Below are 22,708 nucleotides of genomic sequence, written 5' to 3'. Positions count from 1 at the left end.
ATCCTGGGATAAAACCGACTATCATTCAACTAATACAACCCGGAGAAAGCGACGATGACACAACTGGATGGTCCTGGCGGATCTCTGATAATCCAAACACTACGGACAATTCGTTGGATTTTCCGCCCCTTCGATGTTCTGGAGGAGTACACCCAACGCTATGGTGATACCTTTTTCATCTGGAAAAATGCATCACCCCCTGTTGTGTATTTCACCCATCCCCAGGCAATTCAACAAATTTTCACGGCTGATTCAACCCATTTAGAATCGGCGAGTGGGAATGGAATATTACTGCCCATAGTGGGCGAAAACTCACTATTTTTACTAGATGGTGGTCGCCATCAGCGTCAGCGTCGCTTACTTATGCCTCCCTTTCACGGCGATCGCATGCGTACTTATGGTGAGATAATTAATACCATTACTGAACAAGTCATCAGTCAGTGGCAAATTGGTAAACCTTTTTATGTCCGTTCGGCTACCCAAGAAATTACCCTACGAGTAATTCTCAGTGCAGTTTTTGGTTTACATCAGGGAGAACGTTATCAGAAACTCCGGCAACTTTTCAGTTCGATGCTTGATTCTATTTCCTCTCCTTGGACTGCCCTATTCCTATTTTTTCCGTCACTACAATGGGATTTAGGAGCGTGGAGTCCCTGGGGATGTTTTATTCGTCAACGACGGCAAATTGACCAGCTTTTATTTAAGGAAATTCGAGAACGTCGGGAAACTGCTGATCAGGGAGGTGAAGATATCCTCAGCTTGCTTTTGAGTGCGCGAGATGAAGCAGGTCAAGCCATGAGTGATGAGGAATTACGAGATGAGTTGATGTCGCTATTATTTGCAGGTCATGAAACAACGGCTTCAGCATTAGCTTGGGCATTGTACTGGATTGATTATCTCCCAGACGTTCGGGAAAAACTATTAAGTGAACTGGCAACTTTACCTGCTGATGCTGACTCCAGCACCATTGCTCGTCTGCCTTATCTTACAGCCGTGTGCCAGGAAACTCTACGGATTTACCCGATAGTTTTAAATCCTTTTCCCCGAATTGTTAAATCTCCCATCGAAATTATGGGTCAAACCTTTGCTCCAGGGACAACACTCCTCCCTTCGATTTATTTGACTCATCAACGGGAAGATATTTATCCAGAACCGAAACGGTTTAAACCGGAACGTTTTTTGGAACGGCAATATTCTCAGTACGAGTATTTACCCTTTGGGGGAGGAACTCGTCGCTGTATTGGGTCAGCACTTGCCCTATTTGAGATGAAATTGGTGTTAGCAAAGATTATATCGCGCTGTGAACTAACCTTGGCAGATCAGCGTCCGATTAAGCCAACTCGTCGAGGTTTAACTGTTGCACCACCGCCAACTATGCGGATGAAAATCACGCAGTTTCGGACTCAGAAAATACCTGCGATGGTTTAATATAATTTAGTGCCAACTGGCGATTTCTTAGCACTACAAGCACAAAACTTCCCCGCACAACTAAAAGTTGATCAGTTTGAAATCGGTGAACAAATAGATCTTCCACGGTAGCAGGTGGAATCTGCACCAGCATGGTTTCGTGACTCGATTGGGGGGTGTAAAAATCGACTGTTCCGCCTTTAACTGATTCCAAGGGACGAACTTCGATGTTGTTGATTAAGCCCATGATCACTATCCCTCTTTTTTATCTCTATTTCTAATGTAGAGGGTAACTATGTTAATTTTTGTGACTAAATTGACAAAATGTACCAAATTATGATATCTGGCGTTTGGGTCTTACGCGATCGCACAAGCTGGCTTTACCGTTGCACCACCATCTGTAGGTGACGCTATAGCCCTCACCCCCAGCCCCTCTCCCAAGCTTGGGAGAGGGGAGCAAGAGGGGAGCAAGAGGAGAACAGTAAACATTTGTTCCCCTTCTCCCCCGGTGGGAGAAGGGGTTAGGGGATGAGGGGGAAACAACGATCATTTTGGCGAATTGGGATGATCCAAATCACAAAACTAATGTGCTTCCTTCCTTGCACATCAAAAAAATAGAACTTACGCAATTTGAGGATGCAAACTCTATTGATAGTGGCAAGGTGGACATTGCCCACCCTACAGTCTTGAATGAACAAATATCTGGGCTTATTTCCAATCTGATCCGGACGTTTTTAATATTTTTTAACCCATTGATGACTTTTATTAAATATCTTCACATTACTTTATAAGTTGGGTAGGACTCTGCCACGCTGTCATTGTCCCTCTAATCCATACGGTCAGCCAACTTCATTCATTGATAGCCCTTGAACGGAATTCTTTTTTCCTGCTTTTTCCCTTCAATCTTTACTAGAACTTTATTTGTTTAGTCAATTCTAAATGAAAACTTGTTAAAAACTTTATCATTTTATTCCTACAATTAATAGATAGAGCGTGTAAAAAGGTAATGTATCTCGATGAAACAGGCAAAATTAAATTTCTATCTACTAATTGTCGCAAGCTTCAAGTATTTTTGTCAACAATGATACCGATTAGCTAATGCAATCGTTTCTCGCAAATCATGCATCACTTCCCCTGGAAACCTTACGATCTATCTCACTTTTTGGCTTATCTTATGCTTTTTTCCAATTCCCGCTATCCCCCAGTCTCCCCCCAAAATACCTTAATGGGTCAGCAAAACCCATTAAACTTGAATAAGAATTTATCCGAGATTTTCCCTTTCACCTGGATCAAAAAAGGGATTCGCAACCTCAGCATATCTCAGAAAATTAGTTACGGCTACGCCTTGGCGATCGGCTTATCCATTCTGGGAACAACCGGAGGATTAATTCTCGGTAATTATTACCAAGACCAAGCTCAACAACAAGAACGAGTTGCCGATCAGCAGCACCATCTCCTCAGCAACTTGGAAAATGTCACCTTGGCTGTGCGATCGCATCCGCAAGAACTACTCACAGCCTCGGTGAACTCTAACCAGATTGACGCCCAAAAGAATCAGTATTTAGCCGATGTGGATCGGATGAAACGCCTACTCTCTGAGTTAGATACATTCATCCAAGAGTATCCCGATGACTTGGACATTAACACGGCTGAATTACATCATCTGCTTCAGGAGTATGAAGCGAATATAGACGCCTACAATCAAGTGATGGAATCACTCTGGCAAATCAGTGAATCGGAGAACCTGAAGCCAGAGGAGGTTACTGCGATACAACAAGAACTCTTAAAAGCACTGCATCACCCTTCTACCAGCCAAGTGATGGCTCAATTCAATCATCTATCCCACCATGTAGAGGATGCCAAAACTAACGCTGAAGCGCAACAGTCTCAGGTACATCAACAACTAGCACAAGCAGAAGCCTTACGCCTGCGAATCATCGTCAGTAGTTTACTGCTATCGGTAGGTATCGCGGTACTTTTAGCCACGATTACCAGCCGTGCGATCGCGCATCCTATCGAAACAGTAACTCACGTTGCTAGTGCGATCGTCAAAGAATCCAATCTGGAGATTCGCACTCCCGTCACCACCAACGATGAAGTCGGTTCATTAGCCACATCTCTCAATCAGCTTGTTCAGTGGGTAGACGACTCAACCCAAGAATTGACACAAGCGCGTCAAACCTTAGAACAGCGCGTCGATGAACGAACGCAAGAATTGACGCAAGCGCTGCGAGAACTCCAACAAACCCAAGCCCAACTGATTCAACGGGAAAAAATGTCCAGTTTAGGACAGATGGTAGCGGGGATTGCCCATGAAATTAATAATCCAATTAACTTTATTTACGGTAATCTAGATTATGCTAAGCGATCGATTAACGACTTACTGATCTTGCTAGAACTGTATCGGCAAGAATATCCTCAGCCTAACGCCGCAATTCAAGAACAAAGCGAAGCGATGGATTTAGATTTCCTCATCGCCGATATGCCGAAAATGCTGTCATCTTTAAAAAGTGGGGCTGAACGAATCCAGGAAGTTGTCTTATCATTGCGGAACTTCTGTCGTCTGGATGAAGCGCAGTTAAAACGGGCAGATATCCATGAAGGATTAGAGAATACTCTCTTGCTTGTGGGTCATCGCATTCAGCCAAACATTAACCTGGTTAAAAAATACAGTCAATTACCGCGAATTGATTGTTATCCGGCTCAACTCAATCAGGCGTTTATCAACATTATCAGCAATGCCATTGACGCCTTAGAAGAGGTTCAGGGTAAAGCTATACCGACAATCGTCATTCGTAGTGAAACCATCGATAATCGTTGGATTCGCGTGTCAGTTTGGAACAACGGTGCAGCGATTCCAGGGGAAATTAAAGACCGGATATTCGATCCCTTTTTCACCACTAAGGCTGTGGGTAAAGGCACAGGGATGGGATTAGCCATTTGTTACCAGATTGTGAAAAAACACCAGGGTAAAATTGAAGTCACCTCTGAACCTGAGAAAGGAACCGAATTTGCAATTACGCTACCGATTCAAACTGAACAAGAGATGGCACTATCTGCTTAATCGAGGGGTTGCTGAATAAGTGTTGGGGGGAGAGCAATGTAGAGACGTGCCATGGCACGTCTGGAAGCTGGGGGAGTCATCTTCCAGAGGTGATGACAGAAGCATCTGTAGGGGCGGGTTTAGGGACTAATATTGATTGTTATCCCTAGCTTGGCTGCAAAACCCGCCCCGACCATAAGACGTAGCTTGCTTGCTCGTTGAGCGCGAGTATGACCAATGACCAATGACGTAGCTTGCTTCTCGCGATAGCGAGTATGACCAATGACCAATGACCAATGACCAATGACCAATGACTACTTTAACCAAGACGAAAGGTCTCGTTGAATTAAATCTTGTAACTTGAGAATATCCTCTCGATAGAGTTCGATCAGTTGTTGGCGCTCCTCTGGCGAAAGTGGAGCCGCTTTCTTATCTTGAGAGTTCATTTGAATCAGGCGAGAACGAATCGTTTGCCTCATTTCCAGGGGTAAAATTACTCGGAGTCCAGACCTGACTATCGTTCTCAATGGATTTTCTTGGCGTAACATCTGATTCACTGCCGTATTTTTGGGAACTTGAGCAACTTGAGCTTTTTTGGATACATCCGACGAAAAGGTATCATCGACGCCAACAAACTGATACATGGTTTGCATGAATTTAACTGGGTCTTTAGACAAGTCATCATACAAATAAACTCGGATTTGCTCTCGGTCAAATTCGTTATAAAAATGCTGTAAATGCTGATAATAAAATCCCTTGAGCAAAATAAAAGATTTATCAGCCCGGTATTTTATTTGGTCAGACAAGCTGTTTCGCCTTCCTTTGTCAATGGCATCTCGGATATGCATTAAGTAATCCGAATAGGCTCGGTCAACTGGATTTCGTAAGACGGCTATCAACTTGGCATTAGGAACATAACGCTTGATCCGCTCTGAGGATGATTCATAATGAAACAGATAATTAGGAGAGGCTTCCCCAATCGCAATTTCATCTGTTACCCCTTCAAAAAGTTGACAATATTTTTCAAAGGTGTCAATCTTGGCTTTTCGTTTAGTTTCAATTTCTTCCCAGTTCTTTTCTAAAAAGTTTGTTTCTTTAACGGGACTCATGTAAATTTGTGGATGTTGTTTCAAATAGTTATAAATCGAGGTTGTCCCTGCTTTTTGAACACCGATAATCAGAAAAGTGGGAAGTTTCATCGCAGTTCATCCTTGGTGATAAAATAAAATTGGTAAACGGTTATTGGTTAAACCAGCTCCGACAATTGAATTTAGTAGGTTTGTGGAAATTCACCTAACACTATTAAGTTTTTTAAATAGTCTTTAAACCTTGACAACTGACGAATAACAAATGACAAATGACGCTCCTTATGACTGATGACTGGCTGCAAGTCGCTGACGCAGAATAAACTCCGCGATCGCTAAATCCATGGGTGTGGTTACCTTGAGATTAGTCTCTTCCCCTGCCACAATCTGTACAGGTAGCCCACAGCGCTCAAATAATGCCGCATCATCGGTAACGTCCCAATTCAATTTTCGTCCTTGATCATGACATTGCTTTAGCAGCGATACCTCGAATCCTTGGGGCGTCTGGGCTGCCCACAACCGTCGCCTGTCGGGTGTATCTTGGATAATATCCGACTCATCAACGACTTTAATCGTATCCTTAACCGGGATCGCGGCAATCAAACCCGGACAATCTCTCAGGTGTTCCGCACAGCGATCAAACAATTGGGGTGTGGCTAAACATCTCGCACCATCGTGAATCAGTACCCGTTCCGCCGTTGAGGGTAAAGCCTGCAAGCCGTTATACACGGATTCTTGGCGAGTTGCGCCCCCAGGAATCAGTTGTACTGCTTTCGTCAGGGCGAGATCCGCCAGAATTGCCTGAATATCTGTTTGATCCCCAGGCTGTCCGATAATTCCAATATTGGTAATTTCCGTCGCCGCTTCCGCCGCCAGTAGCGTCCATGCCAACAAGGGTTTACCCAGTAAAGTGAGCAATAGCTTGTTGCGATCGCTCCCCATCCGTCGTCCCATTCCCGCTGCTGGAATTAATAAATGCACGAGCTTCCGCCTTTGATGCCAACTCTCTAGTCCCGACCAATCTAATCTAATATGCTACTACTGGTTCATCCCAGTAAACCAGTAGGTATAATATCATGCGTACAGTAATTCCATCAGCTAAATAGCAATGGGAGCAGGGGTGTAGGAGTTCACCCTGTCACGGTGATCCGGACAAACTAATTTCTGGAAAATTTCGTGAAATTAGGAACGACCAGTCCATTAAAATTGAGCTGATATACAAGCTCTAAATTATATTCAGATGAGACTATTAGCCCTTGTTCCGGGAGGAATCAGCGATCAACTGCTGCTCTTTCCGACGTTAGATGACCTAAAAGCCAATTATCCCGACGCCGAAATCGATGTCATTGTCGAACCCCGCGCCAAGGGAGCCTATCGGGTTTCCGGTTCAGTCGATGAAGTATTACCCTTTGACTATAAAGACCGTAATGGTTTAGCGGATTTTGGTAACCTATTGGGGATTATCCGCGATCGCGAATATGATGCGGCAATTGCCCTAGAGCGTCGGTGGTCAGTGGGACTATTGCTCTGGATGAGTGGTATTCCCATCCGTGTGGGCTACGAAAATAATCAGGGGAAGTGGTTTTTCACCAACACTGTACCCCTGAAAACCGAGCAGTATGCCGCGTATATGTATCATGACCTGCTCACCGGGTTAGGGATGAATACCCCCTGTCCAGAACTTGCCATTCGTGTGCCAAAATCCGCTCTGGATTGGGCAGAAGGTGAACAAGCCCGTCTGGGTATCCCGGAAAGCGGTTACATTATGATCGACGGCGGCTCTAACCACCTGGATCAGTCACAGGACATTGATAAAGTTTATCCCGCCCATAAATGGCAAAAAGTGATTGAAGACATCCACCAAAAACAGCCTGACCTAACTCTGGTTATGCTGCATGGTTCAGAGGATACTGAGTTAGTTGCCGCTCTCACCCAAGTCTGTCCTAATTTACAGATGACCTCACCGCCGGATATTGGTAAGTTAGCCGCGATGATTGCGGGATCGAATTTACTGTTATGTACGGATAGTGCCTCAATGCATCTGGCTGTAGCTGTGGGAACGTATACAATTGCCCTATTTGGTCCAACAGAGGCGAACAAATTCCTACCCCCATCAGAACGCTATATCGGTATTCAATCACCGACTCGTTGGATTGCCGATATTCAGCCTGATGATGTACTAAAACAAGTTTGGCGGGGTTAGGCTGAGTGAAGTCGTTTTGGATTGTCGAAACCCATGATATACCGTAGGGTGGGCATTGCCCACCAGCAGGTAGCATCCCAATTTGGCACATTAGCTGTTTTAAATGGGCTGAAACCCCTACAGTGCCGTCATTTAGGGTCATGCTTTTTCCAAAACGGGATGCTCCCCACCAGCATGCCAGTCAAACACCCTGCATCAAACGTTATGACAGACGTACAGATGCTGATCGAGTCTTGTCGTGTTCCTACTGTATACAGCGTCTGTGCGTAAGTCCTCATCCCTTTATGTCTCAAGTTCTTTTTGGGGGGAACATTAGCTGAAACAACGTATCATCGAGTTCATACCCTAACATTTGAGCCATGGATTTGAGGCGCGATTGGTTGGGTAAATCAATTTGTTGTAACCAGTTATTCACCACAAAAACCTTTTGCATCATGAAAATTTCTAAGGCTTCTGGGTTATATTGAATCCCTTCCGTCCGATTAAACTGATGGGGGACGAGCATCGCCGTGTAGCGAGCGAGTTCCCCAGCTTTCCAATCCAGTAAAAACGGTAACCACGGATACTGAACATCTAAGCGGATAAACCACAGACGGATCTCCGGAATTTCTGACCATTCCCGTGGATCATTGGGTTCGCGAGGGTAGTTAAACTCAAAGCGTAACTGCTGCTCATAGTTTGCGATCGCCCCCTCGGTCAACCACTTATCAATCACAGTCTGGACGGGCGATAGGTCTAAATCATTGATGGAATGGGAATTGAGTTTAATTGTGATTGCCACTAATCTTTATCCGCTCCACAACACTTGGACGTAGAAACGCACTGTTACAGCGTCTGTACATTGCCTGGATTACTTCGGTCTTTCATCCTGGTAGTGACGGCACTTAACCCGTCCCCAGGCTTAACCTCGGATCAAGCTTACCTTAGTTTAATTAACACAATCGATGCTACCAGACTGGATATCAGTCCACAGTAGACAGACTCAAACCATCTAAGGTAAAGTGGTAATGAGTTTGCCTTACAGTGCCAGATACCCAGTCATTCAGACCCAAACCTGGACAAAGCTTGGCGAAAAAGATTATATCCGCAAATATTATGCGCGTTTAATCAGTGCATTATTAACTCTCTATCAAGATCAGGCTCATCTTCAGGGTAGAGCTTGAGACTACTCCCCATACAGCTAACCACCCCATTCAACGTATCGACTATGCAGAAAGAAGCGGCAGTTGTCAAACCAATTCGCTCATTGGAAGAGGCTCTCAATCGATGTCAAGCGTTAGGAATGCGCTTGTCGCGTCAACGCCGCTTAATTTTGGAATTACTGTGGCAAGATCGAGAGCATCTCTGTGCACGAGAAATTTATGATCGCCTAAATCAGCAAGGCAAAGAAATTGGTCATACTTCTGTGTACCAAAATCTAGAGGCGCTATCGTCTCAAGGGATTATTGAATGTATGGAGCGATCCGATGGACGACTTTACGGAAATATCAGCGATGCACACAGTCACGTTAATTGTGTGGATACGAATCAGATCATGGATGTGTATGTAGAATTGCCAGAAGAACTAATCCAACACATTGAGCAACAAACTGGCGTTAAGATTACTGAGTATCGGATTGACTTTTATGGTTATCGCAACGGTCAAGGGCATGAGGAATAAATAGTCCTTGAAGGTTGTAAGTTGTTCGGCATTTAAACCTTAATATCAGTAATGGCGAAAGCCTTGTAGTGCGTTAAGCGAAGCCATGCCGTAGGCTTTGCATCTTGCTCGCTACTAATACCCAATTTAAATGCATGACAGCTTAAAGAGTAATTGTAGGGGCGGGTTTAGGAACATAATTAGGATGTTACCCATACCATTTCAACAAAACCCGCCCTTTTTCAATTATCGGGGATTCCGTCGGGGTGGGTTTAGTCGCATCCCTTGCTCTCTCATCCCTCATCCTTTGCTAAAAACTCTCGCATATACTGATTCACTAACTGGGGCTGTTCCTGCTGTACCCAATGACTACAATTCGGGATGTAGCGGATTTGCAAATTTGGCACATAATCATTTGTATTATAGGTCAATTCTTTGCCCAAAGCCGTATCATTTTCTCCCCAAATCAGTAGAGTTGGAATGGGTAGAACATCCCACCGATGCTGCTTAAATATCCCCTGGAAGACATTGCGGTAGTAGTTAAGCATGGCAGTCATCGCCCCCCGTTTTGCCGCCGCATCTTTATAGGCGTTTAAGTCTGCTTCTGAGAAGGCACTTTTGTCAATTGCCATATCGATAAAACTCGACGCAATCAGTCGATAGTCATCCCACTGAAACAGTAACTCTGGGAGTAAAGGGAGTTGAAAGAAAAAGATATACCAACTTCGCAGGAGTTGTTGCGGATTCCTGCGTAACGCCTCTGCAAATTTGGCGGGATGAGGAATATTCATGACAATTAACTTATCAACCAGTTGGGGATAAGTATAGGCAACATACCAAGCAATCATACCGCCCCAATCATGTCCGACTAAGATACAGCTTTCATAGCCCAATCCTTGAATAACTCCTTTAATATCGTTAACTAACTCGGTAATCTGATAAGCTGATACATCTTTGGGCTTATCGCTGTCATTGTAACCCCGCAGATCAAGGGCAACAACTTTATAATCGCTGGCAAATTCAGGGATTTGATGCCGCCAAGAGTACCAAAATTCAGGGAAACCATGCAGCATCAGCATAAGTTTACCTTCTCCCTGGGTGACGTAGTGTAGTTTGACACCGTTAGTGATAATATAATCCTCTTGCCAGGAGTCAGTTATTGGAGACATGGGGTTGACCTGATGGTAGTTCGCGATAAAGTTAATTGTCTCATAGTTTGCTAGTTTGTAGTTGCGCTTTAGCGCTATAAACGCCCGCATCGCAATTCAAAAGTATAATAAAAACAAAAGCTGAAAGACTATCCCGATAAATTTAATCACTATAAATAATTGGAGTTAGGAATTATGGGATTACTGGATCACTTTCATCCACCGTTGAGTATTCGTCGTCACTGGCACGCTTTCCATAATGCGTGGGCAACGTATATCGCTTCTGATTTAAACCGTCAATTGCCAGAAGGATACTTTGCTGAACCCAATGTGCAATTTGGGATTGAAATTGATGTGGCAGCATTTGAAGAGATATCATTACTAACCAGTCGAGTATCCAAGAATATCGTTCAACTCCCAACCTCCTCGCAACAGGAATGGATACCTTCGCCACCCACGCAAACTGCTCCATTTTCTCCGACAACCGAGGCGGTGGAGGTGAGTATTTTCAATAGCGAAGCGGGTCCAACATTAATGGCAGCTATCGAGTTAGTGAGTCCCGGCAATAAAGATAGACCCGCGAATCGTAATACTTTTATCGCTAAGTGTCAAACCTACTTACAGCAAGGAATAGGATTAGTCATTGTGGATGTGGTGACAGGACGAAATGCGAATTTACATGAGGAATTATTACGTCAGTTGGCAGTTAGAATGATGCCTCTAAATACACAACTGTACGCCGCCGCCTATCGAGTTGTGCAACGTCAGGGACAGCCGAATTTAGACATTTGGCAAGAAGCCTTAGCGGTGGCAAGTCCCTTGCCTGTAATGCCGTTGTGGTTGCGCGGCGAACTTTGCTTACCTGTGGATTTAAATGCTACCTACCTGCGGACTTGTCGGGAACAGCGAATTGAAGTTGATACAGCTAAAATTGTGGAATAGGTTGTAGGTTGGGTTATAGATAATAAGTAATCAACAATCAATCAAAAGGGTTTCTTAGACGTTATTGTCCAAGACGATACATCAGTAGACTATATCAAATTAACGGTTTCTAACGTCCCTGAACCTCTAACGATTCTCGGTTCAGTCTGACATTTTTATGTAGGGCACGGCAATGCCGTGTCCCTACGTTCAAATCGGGGTTCTGTTCAGGAGGCAGGAGAATGGTAAGCGTTAATCTTCTATCTGTTTATATTCAGTGATATCGACGCTACAACCAATTAAACGATAAGGCTGATCCTGATCATCTCGCACCGCTACACCACGGGAAAGAAACCAGCGAATCGTGCCATCTTTTTGCACCATCCGGTGTTCCATGCCATAGTGAGTGGTTGACCCCTCTAAATGAGCATTGATTTCATTTTCAACCTGTTGGCGATCATCAGGATGAATCAGATCTAACCAAGCCGCTTGACTATTCGCAATCTCCTGATCCTCATAGTGCAGCATGGTTTTCAAATTGGACGCCAGGTAGAATTCATCATTCTCCAGATTCCAATCCCAAATTCCCACATTACCCGCTTTCAATGCGATCGCTTGGCGTTCCTCACGGCTGCGAAGATTGGCAACCATTTGCTCCTGTTTCACCAATTGCTCTTGTAGTAAGGTATTGGCTTGAGACAGTTGGGCGGTTCGTTCCTGATCCCGTTTAGCTGAGGCGGTTTCTAGCTGCTTGCGTTGGCTAATATCTCGCTCGATCGCCATCCAGTGAGTATAGTCCCCATTTTCATCAACCACGGGGACAATATTCAGTTCCACCCAAAACTCGGAACCATCTTTGCGATAGTTGATTAACTCCGCCCGCACGGGTTCCCAGCGACATAGGGTATCGCGAATTTTATCGGCTTGAGCGCGATCGGTTTTGGGTCCTTGTAAGAAGCGCGGTGTTTTGCCAATCACTTCATCTGAGGTGTACCCTGTCATCCGAGTAAAGCCTTGGTTGACATACACGATCCGAGGACCGGGTTTGTCAATGGGGTGGGCTTCAGTAATCACGATCGCGTCATTGGCATTAAATACCGCTGACTCTAATAACCGCAACCGTTCCTCAGCTTGTTTGCGTTTGGTAATATCGCGCACAAAACTCAGGGACACTAAGCGATCGCGATACTCAATCACCCGCGAACTAATTTCCACCTGCACCGGAGAACCATCTTTACGCCGCAGTGCATGTTCAAAAATAATACTCCCCGTTGCTTGCATCCGTTGACTGATGGTGCGTTGGCGATCCTCACCAATCGGCACATCTATATCACGAGTCTTCAAATTCAGCAGTTCTTTGCGGGTGTACCCCAGTCGTCTAGAGGCATTCTGATTCGCATCTAAAACGCGACTGGTGGATAGGTCAATAATGAAAATGGAATCGTTGGCATATTCAAATAAGTGACGGTAATTCGCTTCCGATTCCCGCAGCGATTCTTCAACGCGCTTGCGTTCAGTAATGTCTCTAGCCGTACATATTACCGCTTCCACACTATGGTGGTTACCCAGAATCGGACTGAGGATGTACTCGTAATGACGCACACCTCCCAGGGTTGGGTAACTCATTTCATCGGTCAAAGGGCGTCGAGTGGCAAAGACGACTTCCCGTTGGTTATTAAATAGTTCGATTCCTTCGGGCGGTAGGTTTAACTGCTGCACCGTTTTGCCCAAAATTTCGGCTTGGGATAAACCAAACAGTTGCGCGATCGCCAGATTGACGTAGGTAAATCGTCCCATGCGATCCAAGACACAGATAGGATCAGGAGACGCTGAGAGAACTTGGTCAAAGATTCGCGCTTGCTGCTGAATCCGCGTCGTCAGTTCCCGCAGTTCTGACTCATCCTGTTCCTGGGCAATGATCGGATAATTCAGGTCGAGTTGGCTTACTTGGCTAGGAGTTTTCCAGGCTTCATCTGTATCCCCAATTTGATGATGATTAATCGTTCCAGTCATCAACGTGCCAGGGATGGCTTGCTGAACCGCTTGATCGGGTTGATTCGCTGTCTGAGCGTCTTGGCTGAGTTGATTAAGCTGTTCTTTTAACTGCTTGTATTTTTGGTCTAATCTATTGAGTTGTTCCTGAAGTTCTTCAATCGTTGTTGAATGCGATTCCTCAAGCGGGAAACCAAATGCCTGCTTAAGTGCCTCAATCACGACCGCCGTCCGATCCCGACCTGATGCTTCAGCCCGAGACCGAATTTCCTGACTTAGTTGTTCTGGAAGTCTAAATGTCGCTATTTTACTGACCATTTTTTAGTCGATTTAAATTATTGAGTTTACCGTTGTACAAGGGCGGGACGCTGAATCTCTGCTGTGAATTGAGAAATCTTCGCGTTAGCTGATTGTACAAATGTCGTGGGTTAAACTCCTCAAAATCCCAAAACCGCTTTTTAATTTTGATTCGGAGTGGTCGAGCTAACCAGGATTGCCTATTTTTTCCACTATAGCCGTTCTCGGCATCTGTGGTATTACAGTATTACACCATTACCAGAGTTAATCAATCTCCGAGTTGGCTAAGACAATACACCCTGAAAGGATTGGTAAGGATAGATGCTTTCGGTACTGTTCTAAAAAAACAGGACTTACGCTTTTGTGCTACCGATATCCTGTTTGGCTTGTATGCAGGATTCATCGTTAACCCTCTAAACGAGGTTGTGCGTAAGTCCTGAAAATGGGTTTCGGTGCTCTTGTTCAATTTTCCTTCCTCCGTCTATTAAGTTGCCTCAGCAATATGTCTTAAATCTTTACGTGGATTAGCGTAATGATTCGTCACAATTTTTGGCTGAACTTCGCCAACCGACCATGAAAAACGCCCCCATTGGGCGCTTATCTAGGGTGCATTACTATATTGTAGTTTAGTCGATGAGGGGTATTACCCCCCACCCCCTTAGTAAAACAACATAAATTCATTAATGTTTCAGACGCGCCATGGCAATGTAGAGACGCGCCATGGCGCGTCTCTACGAGGGTGGCAATTCCAGTGCGATCGCGCCCAGTAGTCCTTTGCGAAAATCATTCAATAACTGTCGAGCAGCACGCTCCCCGTCCCCTTGGTAGCGTGTCTGTGCCAAGTCCTGTAAGTAGGATTCACCCGTGATCCCCGTTGGATCGACATCATAGCGATTGTGTAAGGAAGACGTGGAAGTGCGATCGCCTGTAGCCAGATCCGGCGATCGTTTTAGCAAATCTACAAACCCACAAGCCACTCGCTGATTATCGTAAGACGCCTCACCAATGTCATCACAGATGGCTAATTTTAGAGCATCCTCTTGATTTTGGAGCTTGGCGGGGATAACACCGGGCGCATCCAGCAGTTCAATCTGATCGCTAATCCGCACCCAACGCAGTTGACGGGTAACACCGGGACGACGAGCGCTGTCCACCACACGCCGCCCCAAAAGTCGATTAATCAGAGCTGATTTACCTACATTGGGAAAACCAATCACCACCGCACGAACCGGACGAGGCTGCATCCCGCGATTTTTACGCCGTTGATTCATCTGTACTCCGGTTTGCTGGGCGGCTTGGGCTACCTCTCGAATCCCTTTCCCCTGCTGGGCATTTGTCCAGTAAGGCGTTTCCCCTTGCTCTTGAAACCAGGATGTCCACAACTGCTGCGTCTTGGGTGTAATCAGATCCATGCGGTTGATCACCAAGATTCGGCTTTTATTCCCCACCCACTCAGCGGTTTGCGGATGATGAGTGGTAAGAGGAATCCGCGCATCCCGGACTTCCAGCACCACATCCACTCGTTTGAGCTGTTCCTTGAGTTGCCGTTCGGCTTTAGCAATATGTCCGGGATACCATTGAATGGCCATTGGTTATTGGTTATTGGTCATTGGTCATTGGTCAGGTAATAGGCAATAGGCAATAGGCAATAGGGAACAAGTCATGTAGGGTGGGCAAGGGTGATCAATGTTGAAATGCTTATCCTATCATTCTGTGCTATTGCCCACCTCACGGTATCTTGAGGGTGATCAAGAGTGTTGGCTGATATCCGTTATACCTTTGTCTTACGGTACAACTAGCACGGGACAGGGTGACAAATTAATCACGCGATTGGTGACGCTTTCGGAAGCACCATCCTCAGTTAATCCCAATCCGCGACAGCCCATAATAATTAGATCGGCATTAATTTCGTCGGCGACATCACAGATAGTAAATGGGGGCGTGCCTTCCCGACTCAAGGTTTCTGGCTTAATGCCATACTGGTTAAACATGGCTTGAGCGCCTTTGAGTAGTTCAGCAACCATCTCCGGAGACATGATGTCCGGACTTGGCGATGGGTCATCGGGGTTGGGTTTTTCGACAACCGAGAGTAAGACTAAGTGACTTTCATACTTTTGGACGATATTGGCGACAACTTCCGCTGCTTCACGGGCTTCTCGGCTTTGGTCAAGGGGAAATAAAACAGTCTTAAACATTGTAATCACCTTGAAGGACACGGACTCCGGTAAAATGTGGACGGGAAAAGAGAATACATACTCTTGATCCTAATGACTAAGTTGATTGCTCTATAGATGCAAGTCTGGCAGCAATCATTAAGCATACAACCACTGGCACGCGATCAGATCGCAAAGCATCAGATACAGGCAATTAGAGGAGAGTATTACTGTGTCCAAAAAAACTGTAGCAAATTTAAATGAGTCCGATTTAGCCGGAAAACGGGTATTGGTGCGAGCCGACCTGAATGTGCCACTAGATGAGAATGGTACGATTACCGATGATACCCGCATCCGGGCGGCTCTGCCGACGATCCAGGATTTAATCAAAAAGAATGCCAAGGTGGTTATGTGTAGCCACTTAGGGCGTCCTAAGGGACAAGTGAAGGACAGCCTCCGCCTAACACCCGTAGCGAATCGTCTGTCTGAATTACTGGGTCAAACGGTGATCAAGTGCGATGACTGTATTGGCGATGCGGTTAAGTCTCAGATTGACAGCCTAGATAATGGTCAAGTGGCGTTACTAGAAAATCTCCGCTTCCACCCAGGGGAAGAAAAGAATGATCCGGAGTTTACCAAAAAGTTAGCCGCCCTAGCTGATGTTTACGTCAACGATGCCTTTGGTACGGCACACCGCGCCCATGCTTCGACAGAAGGGGTCACTCATCACCTACAGCCCTCCGTGGCTGGGTATTTGATTGAGAAAGAACTTCAGTATCTGCAAAATGCGATTGAAAATCCCCAGAATCCCTTAGCGGCGATTATTGGTGGATCTAAGGTGTCGAGTAAGATTGGCGTGATTGAAACCTTACTGGATAAGGTGGATAAACTGCTGATTGGCGGTGGCATGATTTTCACCTTCTACAAAGCCCGTGGCTTGAGTGTCGGTAAGTCGCTGGTGGAAGAGGATAAGCTGGAGTTGGCAAAGTCCTTGGAAGCGAAGGCAAAGGAAAAAGGGGTTGACTTACTCTTACCCACAGATGTCGTAGTTGCTGATAACTTTGCCGCTGACGCCAATTCTCAAACCGTAAGCGTTGAATCGATTCCTGATGGATGGATGGGGCTAGATATTGGTCCTGATTCCGTGAAATTCTTCCAAGATGCATTAGGCGACTGTAAGTCGGTGATCTGGAATGGTCCGATGGGGGTATTTGAGTTTGATAAGTTTGCCGCTGGCACCGAAGCGATCGCGCGGACTCTAGCTGATCTGACGAAGAAAGGCACAACCACGATTATCGGCGGTGGTGACTCGGTTGCGGCTGTGGAAAAAGTTGGTGTGGCTGATCAAATGAGCCATATCTCCACAGGTGGTGGGGCAAGTCTGGAATTGCTTGAAGGTAAGGTACTTCCCGGTATTGCCGCATTAGATGACGCTTGATGGTAGCATTGAACGTCTCTACCTGATTTCGGGATAATGGCACTGAAATAAACATTAGGGAATCGCCGAAATCTTTGATAGACCGTAGGGTGGGTTTCGACTTCGCTCAACCCACTAGCATACCAGTCAGTGGGAAGGGCGGGTTTTGTTGTTCATTTATCGGTAGGGAGGGCGGGTTTTGTTGTTCCGTTAGTGGTGACTAGCTGAATTGATTTCCTAAACCCGCCCCTACAGATTTCCTAAACCCGCCCCTACAGATTCCCTAACTTGCGTTGAAACCTTTGGCACGGGCAAAAATGACAAAGGACATAAAACATAAGACAATTACAAAATCGTCCCCTGTAAACCAATAAGTAATCCACTCACCATCATGGCAGGCGTGCTAATGGGCATGGAGTTGAGACTTGGTGTCGCCGTTGGTTTATTGAAATAGTCATAAACCGTGCGGGAAAGGTTGCGAATTAACTCCGAGGCGCTAGCATCATTGTGGGGACGTTTTACTAAGGTGACGATGAGATAACGTTTACCTGTAGGCATATCCACAATACCTACATCTCCTAATACTGAACCAATATCCCCCGTTTTATGGGCAACCGTCGCCCCTGAATCCAATCCTTGAGGAATTAGGGAATTATTCACGGTACGCTGCATGATATCCAATAAACGATCGCGCGATCGCAGACTCAATAATTCCCCTTGATTCACCTTATACAGCAAGTTTGCCATGTCTCTGGCATTAGTGGTATTTGTCCCTTCTAAATCCGGTAAGGGGTTATTGATTGCCGTTGCCGTTAATCCCCAGGAGATGAACCGTTGATTAACAGCTTGGATACCGCCGAGGCGATGAATAATCATATTCGTGGCAGTGTTATCACTAATCGTGATCATCTTGGTTGCCACTTCCAAGGCACTATACTGTGTTCCAGGTTTTTGATATTGCATGTCCCCTGAACCTTTGGCGATCATTTCCGGTTCCATGGTTAGGGGTTCATCTAAGCGAATTTTGCCCGCATCAACCTCTTGAAAAAATGCCACCAGAATCGCGACTTTAATCGTGCTGGCGGCGGGGAAGATAGAGTGACTTTGCCAGTCTAAGTAGGCACCGGTATCCAAATCCACCACAAAAACACCCGGTTGCAATTTCGGATTTTTGGCGACTAAGGTTTGGACTTGGGCTTTGAGAGGGGAGATTTCTTGGCGCAGAGGGAGGGCTGGGGTAATGCTTTGATTCGTCGGGCTTTCTTGAAGGTTCCCCTGCGCCGCTTCACTGGAGCGCATCGACATTTTGCTAGTGGGATCTAATACTGATAATAGAGTCCCTGCGATCGCGCCAATGCCCACGCCGAGAATTAATAGGCGGATAACGTGAATCCATATCCCCGCCCGTTTTTGGGAACGCCGACTGCGCCGGGATTTCCCCCTCTGAGTGGGTTGAGAACGAGACGATTGACGCTTCGGTTTCGCCTCGGATTGAGTTGAGACAGTTGAACGCCGCGTTTGCCGACGGGGACTATTGTCTCGACGTGGGTTCAAGGGTTGGGATAGGGGTGTTGCAGCCGGAGGGCGACGCATCTGACGATTTCCCAGAGGCGTTTCTCTGATGGGTATCCCGTTAATCGTCCGCAGTTTGGGTAGCTTCAGATTGGGGTAAATCGAGGGTTCGCTGGAACGCCGAGTGGTAGGGTTTAGGGGTATGGGTTTGGGGCGACTGGGATTTGCAGAATTAGATTGAACCGCACGCAGACGACGTGGTGAGGGGGAAGAGGAGGGAGGATGAAGATCATCTTCTAAGGGCAAGGGTTGTCGAGGGCGGCGTTGACGAGAAGCCCGACGAGAACGATAGATTCCTCGTGGTTTGGACTCGTTGCGATCGGGTTTATACGGATTGCCCCTAGACACTGCCACTGAACATACCTCCAAACACAACTAACGTCTAAATCTCTACTCTTCAAGCCGTCATCAATGCTTTCCTGACGGTGTGAACCTGGCTATTGTCACAATTTATCGACGGAAAGTCTATAGTCTAAGACAGTAGCTAAGACATCGGTCATAATACTTGACCGACGCTCTAGGATTCTGACTCCTCCTGTTCTGACCTCGGCATAAATTGTACCGCCCATTCCGTCTGACGGAGAATACCTCTCAGCATGGCGACATCCTCTGGGGTGAGCATAGCTCGGTAATACAAGCGTCTGAACTTTTCCATGCGGGATGTCGCGGTATGAGGATGTAGGTAGCCAATTTTTAATAATACGGCTTCTAGGTGTTGGAAATAAGCCTCTATTGCATCTAAGGAAGCTGTGGTATGTAGAGATGTACCATGGTGCGTCTGGGGAGCTTGTAGAGACGTGCTATGGCGCGTCTGGGAAGATAGGGAGGTGAGTTGAAACAGTTCATAACAGCAAACGGCTACAGCCTGAGCTAAGTTTAACGAGGGATACTCTGGATTAGCTGGGATACAGACAAATCGCTGGGCATAGTTGAGTTCATCATTACTTAACCCCCGATCTTCGGGTCCAAAAATCAGGGCAGAGGTGATATTCTCCGCCAATAACCAGGGTAATGCCAAGCGTGGCGGTTCCAGAGTCGTCGGCAAATGACGAGTACGGGCAGTCGTTGCGATCGCACGTTGACATCCCTCTAACGCCTCCGGTAACGTTGCCACCTGTTGGGCTGATTCTAAAACATCTATACCATGAACCGCCATCTGCCGCGCTTCTGATGCTCTCGGATTACAATGGGGATTGACCAACCATAACTGGTTCAACCCCATATTTTTCATCACCCGCGCAACTGATCCTACGTTTAAAGCACCTGCGGGTTCGACTAAGATAATTCGTACATTCGCTAACGTCATGCCTTGTCTGCGGACAGATAGTCTGCTAATTTACTGCCTTTGTTCTTATTCTCGGATAAATATCGCACTTTTCGAGACAAATAGAGCCGCTTCTCCACCCCTTCCCTTGCCTGTCTTCAGTAAGTGAGGTACACAGATCCCCGACTTCTCCAAGAAGTCGGGGATCTTGCTGGGATAGACTGTACTTCATCAACCATAAAATATGCTGTAAGCAGCGCTGATAAGCTTTATTCTACTTTCGCTTTATAAAGTCTTCATCATAGAAATAAAAAGTCTTTATGAAGTTTTCGTAAATTACCCTCCATCCCACCTGTCATTTTTAAATTATTGTTATATCTATAGATATAGAGGGTGTAATTTCCATGCGTTACCCTAGAAACAGGAGCAAAACTTGTTTATCTCATTTGGTTGGAAAAGAATAAGGAATCAACTATCGCTACACGACTCTCTCCCCTGACCACCCCGCTGAAAACGGAAAGCAAAACACTGTAATTTCGCAAAATAGTCTCGGAGATTTAATTATGCCACAGATCATTGTTAGCAACACAAAAGACAATGGATCAGGTTCCTTAAGAGAAGCACTTGCCCTAGCGCAATCAGGAGATACGATTAAATTCAGTTCCAGCATTGCCGGAAAGACTCTTACTCTCAGAACAGGTCAACTGGAAATTAGTCCAGGAAAAAATATAACCATTGATGGGGCGGACGCTCCCGGTCTGAAAATTAGCGGGAATAAACAATCCCGCATTTTTTATGTCAACTCGAATCAAGATTTCAACGCCAGTCTGACGTTAAAAAACCTTGACCTGATCAACGGGTATACCAATGAACGCGGCGGTGCAATTGAAATCACCCACCAAGGCGCATTAACGGTCGATAATGTTCAGTTTAAGAACAACGTCGCGGATAATGGTGGCGGTGCAATCTATAGCGCCTGGGAAACCGAATTAATCGTTAACGCCAGCACCTTTGATAATAATAAAGCCGTTGCCGGAAATGATGAACGCGGCGCTGGTGCCATTGCCTTTGTCAGTCCCGGCGAAATCACTGTAACTAATAGTGAATTTACCAACAACCAAGGGATTAACGGCGGGGCAATTAATAGTCTCCAAGGCAAATTAACCATTGAAAACTCCACGTTCCTCAACAACCACACTACCGCTGCATTTTATGATACCGGAAACAAAAATCCATCCTTAAGAGGGTACGGTGGTGCCGTTTACACTGACCGCGCCAGTAATGGAAGTGATTCAACCTCTGGCACAATTCAGATTATTGATAGTGTCTTTGAAGGAAATAGAGGTCGCGGGGAAGGCGGTGCCGCTTATCTCTACACGGGGACACAGGATAATGTAATTATTGAAGGCAGCCTCTTTGAAAATAACGAAGTTTTAGCACTCCCCAATGGCGGAAATAAAGGGAATGGAGGTGCCGTTGTTCAACTCAGCAATGGACTCAACAAAGGATTAGTTGTTCGTGACACAACTTTTGCCAATAATACAGCAGCCAATCAGGGCGGTGGTTTATGGACGTATGATGCCCCAACGAAAATAATTAACAGCACGTTTTCGGGTAATCAAACCACAGGCGATACATCAGGAAGTGTCGGTGGTGGAATGACTCTCTACAGTCCCACCCAAATTATCGACTCGACCATTGCTTACAATAACGCGAGCTGGGTTGGTGGTGGAGTATCGGCTAGCAAGAATGCCGATGTCAGCGTCAAGAATACCATCTTTTACGAGAATACAGCCGATAATGGCACAAATGATTGGGGGATTCAGCAACACACGAATAAGGAATTAACTGACAAAGGTGGGAATGTCCAATATCCACCGAAAGCTACCAATAACTGGAACGATTATAATGCGACTGCCACGATTAGAATAATCGATGCCCAATTGAGTCCATTGCAGAATAACGGGAGTCCGGTTCCGACGCATCTTATCGGGAATCCAGATATAACAGCAGGGGCTTTCTTTGAAGATTCCGGCTCAACAGGTGGCGGTGAAATAACAAATAATGACCCTACCTTAGTTTCTCCCATCGCTGACCAAACCGTTGAGGCAGAAGACTCCTTCAGTTTAGATATCACCAATAACTTTAGTGACGCTGATGGCGATAATTTAACCTACAGCGCCACATTAGCAGAGGGAAATGCCCTACCTGATTGGTTAAGTTTTGACTCACAGACAGGTACATTCAGCGGTACGCCAGATACAGGTGATGAAACTCAACTAAATATCTTAGTCACAGCGTCAGATGGACAAGGCGGAACACAAACTGATGTGTTCGAGTTAGATATTACTCCTGCACCTGTGGTGAACAATGACCCCACATTAGTTTCTCCCATTGCTGACCAAACCGTTGAGGTAGAAGACTCGTTCAGTCTAGATATCACCAATAACTTTAGTGATGCTGATGGCGATAATTTAACCTACAGCGCCACATTAGCAGAGGGAAATGCCCTACCTGATTGGTTAAGTTTTGACTCCCAAACAGGAACATTCAGCGGTACGCCAGAT

At 45.8% G+C, this 22,708-nt stretch carries 17 protein-coding genes and 1 pseudogene; 8 read left to right on the top strand and 10 right to left on the bottom strand.

Features of this window, described 5'->3' with window-relative positions; genetic code table 11:
* The first annotated feature begins 54 nt into the window (after positions 1–54).
* Positions 55–1,428 (top strand): cytochrome P450, encoded by a 1,374-nt coding sequence (locus RH949_RS29995; RefSeq protein WP_446358342.1) that lies wholly within the window; start codon positions 55–57, stop codon positions 1,426–1,428.
* A gap of 16 nt (positions 1,429–1,444) precedes the next feature.
* On the opposite strand, the pseudogene RH949_RS29990 reads toward RH949_RS29995, so the two are convergent.
* Positions 1,445–1,654, bottom strand: a pseudogene (locus RH949_RS29990) (dTDP-4-dehydrorhamnose 3,5-epimerase); the annotation flags it as partial.
* Between the two features lie 978 nt (positions 1,655–2,632).
* On the opposite strand from RH949_RS29990, the gene RH949_RS29985 reads away from it, so the two are divergent.
* Positions 2,633–4,471, top strand: a complete 1,839-nt coding sequence (locus RH949_RS29985) for an ATP-binding protein (RefSeq protein WP_446358340.1) — start codon at positions 2,633–2,635, stop codon at positions 4,469–4,471.
* A gap of 293 nt (positions 4,472–4,764) precedes the next feature.
* On the opposite strand, the gene RH949_RS29980 is transcribed toward RH949_RS29985, so the two are convergent.
* Positions 4,765–5,649: a sulfotransferase family protein gene (locus RH949_RS29980; protein ID WP_446358338.1), complete on the bottom strand. Its 885-nt coding sequence runs from the start codon at positions 5,647–5,649 to the stop codon at positions 4,765–4,767.
* Between the two features lie 168 nt (positions 5,650–5,817).
* On the bottom strand, positions 5,818–6,516 hold the full coding sequence (gene ispD, locus RH949_RS29975; protein WP_446358336.1) for a 2-C-methyl-D-erythritol 4-phosphate cytidylyltransferase: 699 nt from the start codon (positions 6,514–6,516) through the stop codon (positions 5,818–5,820).
* Between the two features lie 259 nt (positions 6,517–6,775).
* Here ispD and RH949_RS29970 point away from each other — a divergent pair, with 259 nt between their 5' ends.
* The gene (locus RH949_RS29970) at positions 6,776–7,738 is read left to right on the top strand and encodes a glycosyltransferase family 9 protein (RefSeq protein WP_446358334.1); all 963 of its coding nucleotides are present in this window, start codon (positions 6,776–6,778) and stop codon (positions 7,736–7,738) included.
* 289 nt (positions 7,739–8,027) lie between these two features.
* Here the strand turns inward: RH949_RS29970 and RH949_RS29965 are convergent, their stop codons facing one another.
* The gene (locus RH949_RS29965; protein ID WP_006105681.1) at positions 8,028–8,519 is read right to left on the bottom strand and encodes a CRR6 family NdhI maturation factor; all 492 of its coding nucleotides are present in this window, start codon (positions 8,517–8,519) and stop codon (positions 8,028–8,030) included.
* A gap of 226 nt (positions 8,520–8,745) precedes the next feature.
* Here RH949_RS29965 and RH949_RS29960 point away from each other — a divergent pair, with 226 nt between their 5' ends.
* Together RH949_RS29960 and RH949_RS29955 are read left to right on the top strand one after the other, a co-directional pair.
* The gene (locus tag RH949_RS29960; protein WP_006105611.1) at positions 8,746–8,901 is read left to right on the top strand and encodes a hypothetical protein; all 156 of its coding nucleotides are present in this window, start codon (positions 8,746–8,748) and stop codon (positions 8,899–8,901) included.
* Positions 8,902–8,945: 44 nt separating this feature from the next.
* Positions 8,946–9,398 carry a Fur family transcriptional regulator gene (locus RH949_RS29955; RefSeq protein ID WP_006105634.1) on the top strand — a complete coding sequence of 151 codons (453 nt, stop codon included), beginning with the start codon at positions 8,946–8,948 and terminating at the stop codon, positions 9,396–9,398.
* 272 nt (positions 9,399–9,670) lie between these two features.
* Here RH949_RS29955 and RH949_RS29950 read toward each other — a convergent pair whose 3' ends face one another.
* Positions 9,671–10,546: an alpha/beta fold hydrolase gene (locus RH949_RS29950; RefSeq protein WP_044210759.1), complete on the bottom strand. Its 876-nt coding sequence runs from the start codon at positions 10,544–10,546 to the stop codon at positions 9,671–9,673.
* A 174-nt stretch (positions 10,547–10,720) separates the two neighbouring features.
* Here RH949_RS29950 and RH949_RS29945 point away from each other — a divergent pair, with 174 nt between their 5' ends.
* Positions 10,721–11,467, top strand: coding sequence for a DUF4058 family protein (locus tag RH949_RS29945; RefSeq protein ID WP_044210731.1), 747 nt, complete (start codon positions 10,721–10,723; stop codon positions 11,465–11,467).
* Positions 11,468–11,698: 231 nt separating this feature from the next.
* Here RH949_RS29945 and RH949_RS29940 read toward each other — a convergent pair whose 3' ends face one another.
* From RH949_RS29940 to RH949_RS29930, 3 genes are all read right to left on the bottom strand, one after another.
* Positions 11,699–13,756: a PAS domain-containing protein gene (locus tag RH949_RS29940; protein ID WP_157453403.1), complete on the bottom strand. Its 2,058-nt coding sequence runs from the start codon at positions 13,754–13,756 to the stop codon at positions 11,699–11,701.
* A gap of 710 nt (positions 13,757–14,466) precedes the next feature.
* On the bottom strand, positions 14,467–15,324 hold the full coding sequence (gene ylqF, locus RH949_RS29935) for a ribosome biogenesis GTPase YlqF (RefSeq protein WP_446358330.1): 858 nt from the start codon (positions 15,322–15,324) through the stop codon (positions 14,467–14,469).
* A 195-nt stretch (positions 15,325–15,519) separates the two neighbouring features.
* Entirely contained in the window at positions 15,520–15,930 is a 411-nt protein-coding gene (locus RH949_RS29930) for a universal stress protein (RefSeq protein WP_006105690.1), read from the bottom strand.
* 190 nt (positions 15,931–16,120) lie between these two features.
* Here RH949_RS29930 and RH949_RS29925 point away from each other — a divergent pair, with 190 nt between their 5' ends.
* Positions 16,121–17,326 (top strand): phosphoglycerate kinase, encoded by a 1,206-nt coding sequence (locus tag RH949_RS29925; RefSeq protein WP_446358327.1) that lies wholly within the window; start codon positions 16,121–16,123, stop codon positions 17,324–17,326.
* 324 nt (positions 17,327–17,650) lie between these two features.
* Here RH949_RS29925 and RH949_RS29920 read toward each other — a convergent pair whose 3' ends face one another.
* Together RH949_RS29920 and RH949_RS29915 are read right to left on the bottom strand one after the other, a co-directional pair.
* Positions 17,651–19,231, bottom strand: coding sequence for a serine hydrolase (locus tag RH949_RS29920; RefSeq protein WP_446358325.1), 1,581 nt, complete (start codon positions 19,229–19,231; stop codon positions 17,651–17,653).
* A 163-nt stretch (positions 19,232–19,394) separates the two neighbouring features.
* A complete protein-coding gene (locus RH949_RS29915) occupies positions 19,395–20,183 on the bottom strand; it encodes an RNA methyltransferase (protein ID WP_446358323.1) in 789 nt (262 codons plus the stop codon).
* Positions 20,184–20,704: 521 nt separating this feature from the next.
* Here RH949_RS29915 and RH949_RS29910 point away from each other — a divergent pair.
* A partial coding sequence (locus RH949_RS29910; RefSeq protein ID WP_446358321.1) for a putative Ig domain-containing protein occupies positions 20,705–22,708 on the top strand: 2,004 nt, incomplete at its 3' end.

Source organism: Coleofasciculus sp. A1-SPW-01 (genome assembly GCF_040217205.1).
GTDB lineage: Bacteria > Cyanobacteriota > Cyanobacteriia > Cyanobacteriales > Coleofasciculaceae > Coleofasciculus > Coleofasciculus chthonoplastes_A.
This window is presented reverse-complemented; position numbering and strand designations above follow the sequence as displayed.

What these genes read in the sequence shown, in the direction of transcription:
- RH949_RS29930 (WP_006105690.1), bottom strand. Translation starts at nt 15,930, where the DNA reads ATGTTTAAGACTGTTTTATTTCCCCTTGACCAAAGCCGAGAAGCCCGT.
- RH949_RS29995 (WP_446358342.1), top strand. Translation starts at nt 55, where the DNA reads ATGACACAACTGGATGGTCCTGGCGGATCTCTGATAATCCAAACACTA.
- RH949_RS29950 (WP_044210759.1), bottom strand. Translation starts at nt 10,546, where the DNA reads ATGTCTCCAATAACTGACTCCTGGCAAGAGGATTATATTATCACTAAC.
- RH949_RS29915 (WP_446358323.1), bottom strand. Translation starts at nt 20,183, where the DNA reads ATGACGTTAGCGAATGTACGAATTATCTTAGTCGAACCCGCAGGTGCT.
- RH949_RS29945 (WP_044210731.1), top strand. Translation starts at nt 10,721, where the DNA reads ATGGGATTACTGGATCACTTTCATCCACCGTTGAGTATTCGTCGTCAC.
- ylqF (WP_446358330.1), bottom strand. Translation starts at nt 15,324, where the DNA reads ATGGCCATTCAATGGTATCCCGGACATATTGCTAAAGCCGAACGGCAA.
- RH949_RS29940 (WP_157453403.1), bottom strand. Translation starts at nt 13,756, where the DNA reads ATGGTCAGTAAAATAGCGACATTTAGACTTCCAGAACAACTAAGTCAG.
- RH949_RS29955 (WP_006105634.1), top strand. Translation starts at nt 8,946, where the DNA reads ATGCAGAAAGAAGCGGCAGTTGTCAAACCAATTCGCTCATTGGAAGAG.
- RH949_RS29970 (WP_446358334.1), top strand. Translation starts at nt 6,776, where the DNA reads ATGAGACTATTAGCCCTTGTTCCGGGAGGAATCAGCGATCAACTGCTG.
- RH949_RS29980 (WP_446358338.1), bottom strand. Translation starts at nt 5,649, where the DNA reads ATGAAACTTCCCACTTTTCTGATTATCGGTGTTCAAAAAGCAGGGACA.
- RH949_RS29985 (WP_446358340.1), top strand. Translation starts at nt 2,633, where the DNA reads ATGGGTCAGCAAAACCCATTAAACTTGAATAAGAATTTATCCGAGATT.
- RH949_RS29960 (WP_006105611.1), top strand. Translation starts at nt 8,746, where the DNA reads ATGAGTTTGCCTTACAGTGCCAGATACCCAGTCATTCAGACCCAAACC.